At 69.7% G+C, this 13,362-nt stretch carries 10 protein-coding genes; 9 read left to right on the plus strand and 1 reads right to left on the minus strand.

Features of this window, described 5'->3' with window-relative positions:
• Positions 1–23 precede the first annotated feature (23 nt).
• From EV640_RS05430 to EV640_RS05470, 9 genes are all read left to right on the plus strand, one after another.
• Positions 24–3,680, plus strand: a complete 3,657-nt coding sequence (locus EV640_RS05430) for a glycosyltransferase family 2 protein (RefSeq protein ID WP_133726025.1) — start codon at positions 24–26, stop codon at positions 3,678–3,680.
• A complete protein-coding gene (locus EV640_RS05435) occupies positions 3,677–5,878 on the plus strand; it encodes a DUF5719 family protein (protein WP_133726026.1) in 2,202 nt (733 codons plus the stop codon). The genes EV640_RS05430 and EV640_RS05435 overlap by 4 nt, the downstream gene beginning before the upstream one ends.
• Positions 5,879–6,048: 170 nt before the next feature.
• Positions 6,049–6,885 (plus strand): alpha/beta fold hydrolase, encoded by an 837-nt coding sequence (locus tag EV640_RS05440; RefSeq protein ID WP_133726027.1) that lies wholly within the window; start codon positions 6,049–6,051, stop codon positions 6,883–6,885.
• 125 nt (positions 6,886–7,010) lie between these two features.
• A complete protein-coding gene (locus EV640_RS05445; protein WP_084479713.1) occupies positions 7,011–7,481 on the plus strand; it encodes a DUF3499 domain-containing protein in 471 nt (156 codons plus the stop codon).
• A 109-nt stretch (positions 7,482–7,590) separates the two neighbouring features.
• Positions 7,591–7,971: a MerR family transcriptional regulator gene (locus EV640_RS05450; protein WP_341802707.1), complete on the plus strand. Its 381-nt coding sequence runs from the start codon at positions 7,591–7,593 to the stop codon at positions 7,969–7,971.
• Positions 7,972–8,162: 191 nt separating this feature from the next.
• Positions 8,163–9,686, plus strand: a complete 1,524-nt coding sequence (locus tag EV640_RS05455) for a SulP family inorganic anion transporter (RefSeq protein WP_133726028.1) — start codon at positions 8,163–8,165, stop codon at positions 9,684–9,686.
• A gap of 97 nt (positions 9,687–9,783) precedes the next feature.
• Entirely contained in the window at positions 9,784–9,990 is a 207-nt protein-coding gene (locus EV640_RS05460; protein ID WP_133726029.1) for a Trm112 family protein, read from the plus strand.
• A gap of 107 nt (positions 9,991–10,097) precedes the next feature.
• Positions 10,098–11,588, plus strand: coding sequence for an adenosylhomocysteinase (gene ahcY, locus EV640_RS05465; protein WP_036477321.1), 1,491 nt, complete (start codon positions 10,098–10,100; stop codon positions 11,586–11,588).
• A gap of 20 nt (positions 11,589–11,608) precedes the next feature.
• Positions 11,609–11,872 carry a hypothetical protein gene (locus EV640_RS05470; RefSeq protein WP_036477320.1) on the plus strand — a complete coding sequence of 88 codons (264 nt, stop codon included), beginning with the start codon at positions 11,609–11,611 and terminating at the stop codon, positions 11,870–11,872.
• A 6-nt stretch (positions 11,873–11,878) separates the two neighbouring features.
• Here the strand turns inward: EV640_RS05470 and EV640_RS05475 are convergent, their stop codons facing one another.
• Entirely contained in the window at positions 11,879–13,360 is a 1,482-nt protein-coding gene (locus tag EV640_RS05475; protein ID WP_133726030.1) for an NAD-dependent succinate-semialdehyde dehydrogenase, read from the minus strand.
• Between the last annotated feature and the right edge of the window lie 2 nt (positions 13,361–13,362).

Consider the following 13,362-nt stretch of genomic DNA (forward strand, 5'->3'; position numbering starts at 1 on the left):
TCGTCCTGCACGACGGCGGCGATTTGTCGTCCGCTCCAGGCGGGTCCTTCACCGACGCCGACAGCTCAAGCGCCGGAGCCCCCGCTCCCGGAACCCTCGACACTGCTCTTGGCGAGTTCGGCACCGCGGTGCAGCGGACCCGGGAGGCACTGGCCGCGCAGACCCGGGCCCCGGATCACATCATCGAACTCTCCGCCGCGGGCTACCGTGGGGTCCAGGACCTCTCCCGGTCGCTGCGCTCCGGCCTGCTCGAAGACCGCCGGCAGGCCCGGGGGACGGCGAGCCAGGGCCCGGGCGGGATCAAGGTCACCCAGCTCTGGCGCAGCTTGGAGCGACAGCTGCCGGAAGGATTCAACCCGCGCCACCAATGGCTCTGGATCCTGCCCGCCGGCACCGTGCCCACGACCGATGCGCTGGAGCGGCTCGAAGAGCGCCTCTTCACCGTCAAGGACGAGGAGCGCCACGGCCAGATCCAGCTGATCGGCGCCAAACAGCTCTCCGCCGAGATCCCAGAGCGGCTGGTCAACGTGGGTCTCTACAGCGCCCGCTCCGCCGAGGTGCTCACGGCCACCGAGCCCAAGGAGCTGGACCAGGGGCAGTACGACGGCCGCGACGCGGTACCCGCCGTCTCCGGAGAGGCCATGCTGGTCCACGCCCCGCTGTTCGGAGATCTCGGCGGCTTCGACCCGGGACTCAGCGGAGACTACGCCGCCGCGCAGTTCTGCCGCCGTGCCCGCGAGGTCGGTGCCCATATCGTCATCGAACCCAGCGCACGGGTGCTGCGCGAGGACCCGCCGCGCCGAGACGCCGTGCACCGGCTCGGTGGAGCGCTCTACCTTCCCGGTGCCCAGCGGGTCAGCCAGATCCGCCGTCGACTCGCCGACGCCAATCCGCTCGCGGTGCCGTTCCTCTGGGTCGGCATGTGGCTCGCCGCCCTGCTGCGTCTGATCGGGCTGACCGTGGTCAAGGCCCCCGACGCCGGGGCCGGCCAGTTCTTCGCCTCGCTGCGCGCACTGTTGAACTGGGCGGCAATCGTGCACACGCGTCGATTCGCCACCCAGGGTCGCCGTGCTGCACTGGCGAGGCTCAGCCGCGACGAACAGATCAGCTCCTCCGCCGAGCTCCTGCGCAGCGGACGCCAGACCGAGGCGCGCATGATGTGCAGCCCCGCCGAGGTCCGGGCCCAGCGCCGCTCGGCGATGACCGCGGAGACCGTCTCGGTCCCGCGCACCCGGTTCACCCCCGGGTTCTACGGCGAGCCCGAGGACACCGGGGAGCGTGAGAACAACGAGGACGCCCTGCTCGAGATCGGCGCCTCCGACGGCGAGTTCGACGAGATGCCCTCGCGGCGCTCCGGAGACCGGCTCGGGCTGTTCCTGATGCTGCTGGCCCTGGCCGGAGCCTCTCTGCTGGCCTTCCGCGACCTGCTCTCCGCCGAGGCGATCACCGGCGGCGCCGCCCTGCCGGTGGCCGCCTCGCTGCCGGAGGTCTTCGCCCATTCGGTGAGCTTCCTGGCTGCAGACAGCCTCGGAACGCTCTCCGCCGCGGACCCGTTCAACCTGCTGCTGCTCGCCCTCTCGGCACTGAGCTTCGGCCATGGGTCCGCAGTGCTGGTCTGGCTGTTGATCCTTGCGCTGCCGCTGAGCGCGCTCAGCGCCTGGTACGCCGCCGGCCTCTGGTCCACGAAGGCCTCCCGGCGGGTGGTCTCGGCGCTGCTCTGGACCGCCATGCCCACCCTGCACATCGCGGTAGGGGAAGGTCGCATCGGAGCGGTTCTGGTCCACGTGCTGCTGCCGGTCGCGGTGGTGGCCACGGTCCGCGCGGTCGGTCGCGCCGCCGTCGGCCTGGGCGTCGCGGGAAGCTGGGAATACGCCACCGGTGCCGCGCTGCTGCTGATGGTGCTCACCGCCGCCTCCCCGGCGCTGCTTCCGCTGGTGGTGATCGTCGGCATCGTGCTCGCCTCGATCCTTGGTCGCCGAGGACGCCCGCTGTGGCTGATTCCGCTGACCTCGCTGGCCGTGGCCGCACCGATGATCGCTTCCGCCGTGCTGCAGGGCAAGAACCTCGCAGCGGTATTGGTCCACGAGCCAGGCCGCGCGCTGGCGGCCGACGCCGCCCCGCTGTGGCAGCAGCTGCTCGGCTTCTCGCGTGCCTTCGACCCTGCCGCCGGGCTGGCCTCCGCCGGAGCCGCCGGCTCCTGGCTGCCGGGCTACCTCGCCGGGGATTTCTGGAGCCTACGCATCGCGCTGCTGATCGGGCTGCCGCTGCTGGTCATCGCGCTGCTGGGGATCTTCACCGGCAGCCGCACCCGACCACTGCCGATCGTGGCCGGTACGCTGCTGCTCGCGGCCCTGGGTCTCTCCGCGCTGGTGGGGCTCCTGGCCGCCGGATCGGATGGCACCGCGGTGATCAGCGGCAACCCGGGACCCGTGGTGTCGGTGATGCTGTTCTGCCTGCTGGCGGCCGGGATGGCCTCCCTGGACCGATTCCCGCTGGCCTTCCCCCGGGTGGGCGGCACCATCACCCCGGTGATCTCCACGCTGCTGGTGCTCGCCATCGGCGCATCCCTGGTGCTGTTCTACAGCCCCCGCGTGATGCCCGGAGCACCGCTGACCGGTCAGCCGCTGACCGCGGTCAACGCCGCCCCGACGCTCATCGAAGCCGGCTCGCTGCGTCAGCTCCCGGCCACCGCCGCGGATCAGGGCACCGGCCCCGCACAACTGCGCACGCTGGTGCTCTCTGCGGCCGATCCCGGGGTGATCGGCGAGCTGGTCTCCGGAGAGGGGCGCACGCTGGACAAGTCCCGGGCGGTGGCAGCCGCTGGAGACCTGCCGCTGTGGGCGCAGCCCGAGCGCGTCCCGAACCTTCTCGGCGGCGCCCGAGATGACGCCGGTCTCGCAGCCGATCCGATGGCCGCGGCCACGACGAGCACCGAGTTCACCGTCGCCGAGCAGCGCCTGGCCTCGCTGATCGCCTCGCTGATCACTCCCGGGGCACTGGAGACCGAGGAGCTGATGGCAGAACTGGGGGTGGGCTACGTGCTCATCGATCCCTCAGAGCCCGAGGTGCTCAGCGACGCCGTGGACACCGCCGCGGGACTCGTGCCCGTGGGCGTGACCGACCGCGGCGAGCTGTGGCGCGCCGAGATCGACGAGGAGGCGCTGCTGCCCGCCGGGCCGGGCATCTCCGGGGTCCCCGCAAGCTGGGCCCGGATCGTGGACCCCCAGGGTGAGGTCCAGGCGCTGCTGCCGAGCCGGTCACACGCGCTCGACGTCGATCTGGAACAGGTCACCGCCGAGGACGGAGCCGGCCTGGATCTGGATCCCCAGACCGAGTACCTGCTGGAACTCTCCACCGAGCAGGCGCGCCGCTGGCGGGCCAGCTGGGACGGCCAGGCGCTGGAACCGGCAGCGGTGCAGACCGAGGCTTCCGGGCAGACGTCCGATGGATCCGCTTCCTGGATGCAGCGCTTCGAGCTGCCCGCAGAGGCGCTCACCGATACAGGTGCCGGGTGGGAAGGCCAGCTCAGCGCCGAGCACCGCAGCAGCTATCAGCTTCCGGTGCTGATCACCTTGAGCGTGTTCCTGCTGCTGGTGGCGCTGATCGCCGTTCCGCTGCCCCGCGGAAGCCGGATGCTGCCCGTGGCAGACACCGATGAGCTGGAAGGACGCCGAGGATGAGCGCCAAGAAGGTCAGGGTCAAGAAGCTCATCAAGGAGCAGCGCCAGGCGCGTCGACGCGCCATCCGGGACCAGGAGCGCGCCGCCACACGGAAGGCCAAGCGAGACGCCGCTGCGGCCCGAACCGAGTTGAAGGCCGAGGAGCAGCGGCTGCGCGTGGAGCGGCAGACCGAGCGCCAGCAGCAGAAGACCGAGCAGCGCCAGCGTCAGGAACAGGAACGCCAGCAGCAGGATCAGGAGCGCCAGCGGCAGGACCAGGAACGCCAGCAGCGCGCGGAGCAGCAGGCGAGGACTCCCGCAGCGTCTCCGGAGAACGCCGCGACGCCGACCGACGCCGCGACTCAGGCTGCCGTGCCCGCGTCCGCCACGACTCCGGCTGCCGTGCCCGCGTCCGCCACGACTCCGGCCGCCGAGGCGATTCCGGCCGACGCCGACGCCGACGCGGCGCCAAGTGCCCCGGGGCCCCAGCCCCGCTCCCGTCCCCAGCCCCGGCCCCGTCGCAAGGGCACTCGGCGAGAGCGACGAGGTGCAAACTCCCGTGCCGCCGCCGTCGTCGTGACCGCGGGCGTCCTGGCCACCATGGTCGGATCCGTGGCGCTGGATGGACTCATGGACGGTCATTCCCAGGCCGCCACGGGGGCACCCGGAGAGCCACAGCCAGCCGCCGCAGCGCTGGGCGGCGCCTCCGTGACGGCTCCCCAGGCCGGCGCGACCTTCATCTGCCCCCCGCTGCCCGGTCAGCCCGACTCCCTGAGCACCGATGGTCAGCTGGAGTACCGCGACCGGGACTCCTCGGCCGACTCACGCTTTTCCGCGGTGCTCTTCGCCACGGACCTCAGCGGGTCCTTCCCCGACTCCTCGTGGGCCCAGCTGAACCAGGACGAGCGGATCAACGAAACCCCCGTCACCGACGCCTCCGCGGCAGAATCCACCAACCCCGCCGAGACCGCTGACACAGACTCAGATGCCGAAGACTCTGCGGACGCCGGGCTGAGTCAGCGCGAGGCGGTCCATGAATCGGCCCTCGACGTCGCTCGGCCCCCGCTGCTGGAGGCCTCCGCGCCCCCCGATGGCGGTGCGCTCGCTGCCGCGGCGCTCTACGAGTACGAGGCTCAGGACGGCCCGGTGGCCGGTCTCGCGGTCGGTCAGTGCACCGCGCCAGAGCGCGGGCAGTGGTTCTTCGGCCCGGAGGTCGCGGCCGGGTCCACCTCGCTGCTGACTCTGGCGAACCCCTTCGACCGCTCCGCCACCGTGGAGGTCACCAGTGTGGATTCCGACGGTGACCGCGGGGCCACCGGGACACGTTCCGTGGTGGTCCCTGGCCAGACGACTCGCTCCGTGAACATCGCCGGGCTGGCCTCGGCCGGCTCGGATCTGGGGGTGCAGGTCCGTTCGGCAGGAGCGCCGGTCACCGCCCAGCTGCAGTCCTCGCGCGCTGCGGGACTGACCGGCACCGGCGTGGAGTTCCTGCCTCGGCTGACCGCACCGGGCTCCGAACACCTGATGCCCGGGGTGCCCATCCCCGAAGGCGTCCCGGACTCGGCAGAGCAGGCGGACGAAGAGTCCACCACTCCGCCGGAGCTCTGGATCCACGTCCCGGGCGACCAGGGCGCGACCGTAGAGCTGCAGGTCTACGGCGAAGACGGCCAGCAGGTCATCGAGACCCCTGGGGTCTTCACGGTCAACGGCGGCGAGATCGACGCGGTGAACCTGCGCGGGCTCGAGCCCGGCGTCAGCGATATCCGGGTGCGCACCGATGTTCCCGCCTACGTGGCGGTGCGCAGCGAGACCGAGACCGGCTCAGACTTCAGCTGGGCCGCTCCGGCCGCGGCTCTGCAGGAGGGTTACGGCACCCTGCTGCCGCAGCTCGGTGAGACGGAGCTGCACCTGTTCGCCTCCGCAGCCTCGGGCAGCATCGCCTACCGAGTGATGGACACCGAGGGAGAGTTCGGCCCCGAGCAGAGCGTGGAGCTCCCGGCTGGTGGCGCGAGCGTCGTCTCCGCCGAGGATCTGGCTGCCGCGGAACCCGAGGGCGGCCAGGAGGCTGCGGTGATCGTGTTCGAGGATCCGCAGCTCGACGGCGAGGGCAGCGTCCACGCCACGATGACCAGTACCACCGACGAAGATCAGTTCAGCCTGACCCCCGTCTCGCAGCTGCGCGGCGCCCAGGAGCACGTGCCGGTGCGGCTGCTGCGCTGAGCCCGCGCGCTGAGCCCGCGCGCTGAGCCCGCGCGCTGGGCCCGCGCGCTGGGCCGGAGCGCTGAGCCCGTAAGTTGGACGAGCGGACTGGGCCGGCGGGCCGAGCCGGCAGCGCCCCGCGCGGCGCAGACCATTGACAGCGGCCTGAGCGACTGTGGAGCATTCCCGATATGAGCTCCTCTGCCGCCGCGGCCGCTCCCTCCACGCAGTTCCTGCAGCGCCCCGAGGGGAAGCTCGCCTACGACGTCGAAGGCACCGGTCCGCTCCTGGTGCTCGTGCCCGGGATGGGCGAGCTGCGCTCCAGCTATCGGTTCCTGGCACCGGGACTGGTGCAGGCGGGCTACACCGTGGTGACCACGGATCTGCGCGGCCACGGCGAGAGCGACCCGAGCTTCTCCGCCTACGGTGATCTTGAGACCGCCTCGGACCTCAGCGCGCTGATCGACTCGCTCGGCGGCCCTGCGGTGCTCATCGGCAACTCGCTCGCCGCCGGGGCCGGGGTGATCGTGGCGGCCGATCACCCGCAGCAGGTCGACGGTCTGGTGCTGCTGGGGCCCTTCGTGCGGAACCCGCCGGCCGGACGGATCAGCCTGGCGATCTTCCGCGCGATGACCTCTCCGTTCTGGGTCGCGTCGATGTGGAAGGCCTATATGCCCACGCTGTACTCGGGGAAGAAGCCGGTGGACTTCACGGACTACCGCAACACGGTCATCGCCAGCCTGCGCCGCCCCGCCTATGCTCGGGCGTTCTCGCTCACCACCCGGCAGACCGACCATGCCCCGGCTGAGGCCCGACTCCTGGAGGTCAGCGCTCCGGTGCTGGTGGTGATGGGAGAACGGGACCCCGACTTCAAAGACCCCGAGGCAGAGGCGCACTGGATCGGGGAGACGCTGAAGGCCGACGTCGTGATGGTGCCGCAGGCGGGACACTACCCGCAGTCACAGCAGCCCGAGCTCACCGAACGCGCGATCATCAGGTTCCTGGAGCACATGGGGCCGCGGATCTGACACCGTGCGGGCCCACAGCGGGGGCGGAGCAGGCCTGCTCCCTGATCCAGGTGGGAACATGCCCGCACCGATCGGCCGCCGCGCCTGACCGGCGTCTGGGGGAGTGGTTGCTAGGGTGGTCTCTCGTGGATTCCTCGCGTCGATGCACCAGAAACAGCTGTGAGCGGCCTGCCGCCGCCACCCTGACCTACTCCTATAAGGACTCCACCGTGGTGGTGGGTCCGCTGAGCGTCTACGCGGAGCCGCACACCTACGATCTCTGCGACCGGCACGCCGCATCGGTCACCCCGCCGCGCGGTTGGGAGGTGCTGCGACTCACGCTGTCCTCAGCGCCGAAGCAGGAGGATGACCTCCTGGCACTGGCCGACGCCGTGCGCGAGTCTCCCGAGGTCCAGGCCGCCTGGGCGCTGGCCCAGAAGGCCCAGCGCGAGGCGGAGCAGTCGGGCCAGACGGACCACTCATCCCAGGGGCCGAGAGCCGAACGCGGCTCCGAGCCGGAGCTGCCCACCCGCTCCACGCGCGAACGCATGGCGCCACCGGTCCGCGCCGGAGGCCCCGGGATCTCCCGCGGCCATCTGCGGATGCTCGAGGACTGAGCCGAGGACTGGGCCGCAGCGCGCGTGGCCCCCGTTGGGGAGACCGCATCCCGGGTCCTGCGCCCGCAGGCGTTGGTAGAGTGAATCGCCAATGACATCGGGAGGTCACGTGAGAACAGATGCGCACGCGCAGACGATGCACATCGGCGAGCTCGCTGACCGCACCGGCATGTCACTGCGGACCATCCGGCACTACGGCGACGTCGGTCTGCTCCCTGCCAGCGGTCGGACCGAGGGCGGCTTCCGGCTCTTCAGCGAGGCGGACCAGCAGCGACTGATGCGGATCAAGTACCTCAAGCCACTGGGGTTCAGCCTCGAGGAGCTCACCGAGGTCGTCGCGCTGCTGGAGCTGGATTCGCTCGACGCCGAACAGCGTGAACGTGCCCAGGCGTCCCTGGACCACGTGGTGCGCGAGCGAGAGAAGCTCGCCGCCTACCTGAAACAGGCTGACCTTTTGGCCGAGCAGCTGAGCCACCAGCTCGACAGCTGAGCATCCGTCCATTCCCTGAGACGTTGCTCACATGAATCGAACCCTACCCTAACGTTAGAGTAGGGTCTCTGTCGTGCCTGGTTGGAGCTCGGCTCACCGGTTCCCCGTTCTTCTCTGCGCAACGCCGCGCCCCGCACCGCTCAATCAATTCAAGGGACACCGCCGTGTCCACAACCCGCGAACGGAGCCTCATGGCCCACACTCCCACGGCCGTCGCCGAGGAGCTGACCCCGGAACAGCGGCAGTCAGTTCTTCGCACGCTGAAGTCCCCGCGGCTGCTCAAGACCGAGATCCTTGCCGGGCTCGTCGTGGCGCTGGCCCTGATTCCCGAGGCCATCGCGTTCTCGATCATCGCCGGCGTGGACCCGCGGTACGGACTCTTCGCCTCCTTCACCATGGCGGTCTCGATCGCGTTCCTCGGCGGACGCCCCGCGATGATCTCAGCCGCCACCGCGGCGACCGCTCTGGTGATCGCCCCGCTGGTGGCGAGCCACGGCATTGAGTACCTCATTGCCACGGTCATCCTCGCCGGCGTCTTTCAGGTGCTGCTCGCGGTCCTGGGTGTGGCCAAGCTGATGCGGTTCATCCCGCGCTCGGTGATGGTCGGCTTCGTCAATGCTCTGGCGATCCTGATCTTCACCTCGCAGTTCCCCGACCTGATCGGCGTCCCCTGGCTGGTCTATCCGATGGTGGCGGTGGGTCTGGTGATCATCTACCTGTTGCCACGGATCACCACGGTGGTCCCGGCGCCGCTGATCGCCATCGCGCTGCTCACCGTGCTGGCAGTGGTCTTCGCGCTGAACGTCCCCACCGTGGGAGACAAGGGCGAACTGCCCGAGTCGATCCCTGAGCTGTTCATCCCGGACGTCCCCTTCACCATGGAGACCTTCCAGATCATCGCGCCCTTCGCGCTGGGCATGGCGGCCGTCGGACTCCTGGAGTCGCTGATGACCGCGAAGCTGGTCGACGACGTCACCGACACCCGCTCCGACAAGGTCCGCGAGTCCTGGGGCCAGGGCGCGGCAAACATCATCACCGGCTTCTTCGGCGGCATGGGCGGCTGCGCGATGGTGGGTCAGACCATGATCAATGTGAAGGCCTCTGGAGCTCGCACCCGGATCTCCACCTTTATGGCCGGCATCTTCATCCTGATCCTCGCCGTGAGCCTCGGAGATATCGTCGCCCTCATGCCGATGGCCGCGCTGGTCGCGGTGATGATCTTCGTCTCGGTGGCCACCTTCGACTGGCACAGCATCAAGCCTTCCACGCTGAAGATGATGCCCAAGTCCGAGACCTCGGTCATGGTGGTCACCGTGATCGCCACCGTCTGGACGCATAACCTCGCGATCGGCGTCGGGCTCGGTGTGCTCACCGCAATGGTGCTCTTCGCCCGAAGGGTGGCCCACCTGGCCACGGTGGAGCGCCGGATCGAGCAGCACTTCGGCGAGGAGATGGTGAAGTACGAGGTCTCCGGCGAGCTGTTCTTCGCCTCATCGAATGATCTCTACACCCAGTTCAACTACGCGGAGGATCCCGATCACGTGGTGATCGACATGTACAACTCCCACGTCTGGGACGCCTCCACGGTGGCCTCGCTGGACGCGATCACCGAGAAGTACTCCAAATACGGCAAGCGGGTGGAGATCTCCGGACTCAACACCGCCAGTGCCGCACTGCACGAGCGGATGGCGGGCAACCTCGGCGCCGGTCACTGACCCGCCCCGCAACAGCATGGCCTGACTGCACCCAGGGCCGGTGTCCTCGGATGACGACGCCGGCCCTGTGCCGTGGCCTGCGCGGTAGGCTGGGGCCATGCCCAGTGCCCAGCCTTCCGCCGCGCCGCACCCCGCCCCGGGGCCGTCCGCCGGCGCACTCTCTGAGAATCTGCTCAAGATCCTGCGCTGCCCGGTCAGTGGCAGCACCCTGCGCCAGGACGGGGATCAGCTGATCTCCACCCTGGATCCCAACCTGCGCTACCCGATTGAACGCGGCGTGCCGAAGCTTCTCGCCCCGCGCTGAGCCCGAACCTGAGCCAGACCCAGACCCAGAGCCCGAGCCAGCCCGCCGGACGTGACCACGCACGGCATCAGACCTTTACCCCAGACAGCAGAAGGACTTCTATACCTATGAGTTTCGACTACCGCATCGCGGACATCACCTCCCACGAAGCCGGCCGCCACCAGATCCGACTGGCCGAGCACGAGATGCCCGGACTGATGTCCCTGCGCGCGGAGTATGGCGAGTCCCAGCCGCTGGCCGGAGCCCGGATCGCCGGATCGCTGCATATGACGGTGCAGACCGCCGTGCTGATCGAGACCCTGACCGCGCTGGGCGCCGAGGTCCGCTGGGCCTCCTGCAACATCTTCTCCACCCAGGACGAGGCGGCCGCCGCCGTCGTCGTCGGTCCGCACGGCACTCCGGAGGACCCGCAGGGCGTCCCGGTCTTCGCCTGGAAGAACGAGTCCCTCGAAGAGTACTGGTGGACCGCCAGCCAGATCTTCGCCTGGCCCGGAGTCGATGAGGACCCCACGGTGGGCGCGAACATGATCCTCGACGACGGCGCCGACGCCACCATGCTGGTCCACAAGGGCGTCGAGTTCGAGGCCGCCGGTGCGGTGCCCTCGGCGCAGGACTCCGATCCCGAGGAGTACCACTACGTGCTGGCCACGCTGCGCAAGTCCCTTCAGGAGAACCCGCAGCGCTGGACCGGGATCGCGAAGAACCTGCGCGGGGTCACCGAAGAGACCACCACCGGGGTGAACCGGCTGTATCAGTTCGCTCGCGAGGGCAAGCTGCTGTTCCCGGCGATCAACGTCAACGACTCGGTCACCAAGTCAAAGTTCGACAATAAGTACGGCGTGCGGCACTCGCTGCCCGATGGCATCATGCGCGCCACCGATGTGCTCATCGGCGGCAAGGTCTCCGTGGTCTGCGGCTACGGCGATGTGGGCAAGGGTGCGGCCGAGGCGCTGCGCGGCCAGGGCTCCCGGGTGATCATCACCGAGATCGACCCGATCAACGCGCTGCAGGCTGCCATGGACGGCTACCAGGTCGCCCGCCTGGAAGACGTCCTGGAGACCGGTGACATCTTCATCACCACCACCGGCGGCAAGGACATCATCTCCGCCGAGGCGATGCAGAAGATGAAGAACAAGGCCATCGTCGGCAACGTCGGACATTTCGACAACGAGGTGGACATCGCCGGTCTGGCCGCGATCCCCGGCGTGCAGAAGGTCGAGATCAAGCCGCAGGTGCACGAGTGGGTCATGCCCGCCGACGGCACCCGCGCCCAGGGCCACTCGATCATCCTGCTCTCCGAGGGCCGGCTGCTGAACCTGGGCAACGCCACCGGGCACCCGAGCTTCGTGATGAGCTCCTCCTTCGCGAACCAGACCATCGCGCAGATCGAGCTCTTCGCAAAGACCGCTCCGGACTACACCGGGGCGGACCGCTACGAGACCGACGTCTACGTGCTGCCCAAGGTCCTCGACGAGAAGGTCGCCCGGCTGCACCTCGACGCCCTGGGCGCCCGGCTCACCGAGCTCTCCAAGGACCAGGCCGACTACCTCGGGGTGGACGTGGCCGGGCCGTATAAGCCGGAGCACTACCGGTACTGATCTACCGCCGCTGATCCCGCATGTACCGCTGGCGACTCACCGCGGCCCTGGTCTTCCTGGGGCTTGCGGTGGTGTCACCGGTGCTGCTGGTCGACTTCAACGACGACGGCGCGCCCGTGAGCCTCTGGCTGATGGGCGCGCCGTTCGTCTGCGGTCTGATCGGGGCCGGGCTGGCATTATGGGGCCGCAGCTGGGGGCTCGCCGTGGTCAGCGCCTTCGTAGGCTTCTTCGCCGTGCCGGCCTGGGTCTTCGCAGCCTCCGTGTCCGAGGCCATGACCCGGTGATCGCCTCTAGCTGCTCCAGGGGCTCTCGATCCCGATGTACTGGGTGCTGGTGTACTCGGCGAGTCCCTCCGCGCCGCCCTCGCGGCCCAGCCCGGACTGCTTGACCCCGCCGAAGGGCGCGGCGGCGTTGGAGATCACCCCGACGTTGAGGCCGAGCAGGCCGAAGTCGATCCGGTCCCCGATGCGCAGGCCGCGGGAGATGTTCTCGGTGAACACGTAGGAGGCCAGCCCGTATTCGGTGGCGTTCGCCATCGCCACCGCCTCATCCTCGTTGCCGAAGGTCAGCACCGGTGCCACCGGCCCGAAGATCTCCTCCTTCACCACCCGGGCATCGGGGGAGACGTTGCGCAGCAGCGTGGGCGCGAAGAAATGTCCCGGGCCCTCCACAGCGCCTCCGCCGAGGACCACCTCGGCTCCGCGCTGCACCGCGTCCTCGACCAGCTCCGCCACCGAGGCACAGGCCTTCGCGTCGATCAGCGGGCCGACGTCGACCCCCTCCTCGAGCCCGGAACCGACCTTCAGCGCGGACATGCGCTGCGCGAGCTTCGCCGTGAACTCCTCCGCCACCGATTCGTGGACCAGGATTCGATTGGCAGCGGTGCAGGCCTCGCCCATGTTGCGCATCTTTGCGGCCAGCGCCCCGGCCACGGCCTTGTCCAGGTCCGCATCCTCGAACACGATCAGCGGACCGTTGCCGCCGAGCTCCATGGAGGTTCGCAGCACATTCTCGGTCGCCTGATTCATCAGGTGCTTGCCCACGGCGGTGGACCCGGTGAAGGAGATCTTGCGCAGCCGCGGGTCGGCCAGCAGCGGCTCGGAGACCGCGGCGGGGGTGTCGGTGGGCAGCACGTTGAGCACCCCAGCAGGCAGCCCGGCCTCGACCAGCAGCGCGGTGAGGTACAGCGTGGTCAGCGGGGTCAGCGCGGCGGGTTTGAGGATCATCGTGCACCCGGCGGCGAGTGCTGGCGCGACCTTCCGGGTGGCCATCGCCAGCGGGAAGTTCCACGGGGTGATCAGCAGACACGGGCCCACCGGCTTGCGGGTGACCAGCATCCGCAGGGTCCCCTCAGGGGTGTCGGCGTAGCGGCCGTGATCGCGCACCGCCTCCTCGGAGAACCAGCGCAGGAACTCTCCGCCGTAGACGACCTCGCCCTGGGACTGGACCAGGGGTTTGCCCATCTCGAGGGTCATCAGCAGGGCCAGCTGCTCGGCGTGGTCCTGCACCAGGTCGAATCCGCGCCGCAGGATCTCCGCGCGCTGCCGTGACGGGGTCCGGCCCCAGGAGTCCTGTGCCGAGGCCGCCGCATCCATCGCGGCACGGGCATCGTCGGCGCCCGCGGAGGCGACGCTGGCCAGGGTCTCCTCGGTGGCAGGGTTCTTCACCGCGAAGCGGGCCCCGGAGCTGGCCTGACGCCACTGCCCGTCGAGGAACAGGCTGGTCGGGGTCTGAGTGAGCAGCGCATCCAGGCGCTGTGGCGACACGTCCATGG

It is taken from the genome of Nesterenkonia aurantiaca (genome assembly GCF_004364585.1).
GTDB classification, from domain to species: Bacteria; Actinomycetota; Actinomycetes; order Actinomycetales; family Micrococcaceae; genus Nesterenkonia; species Nesterenkonia aurantiaca.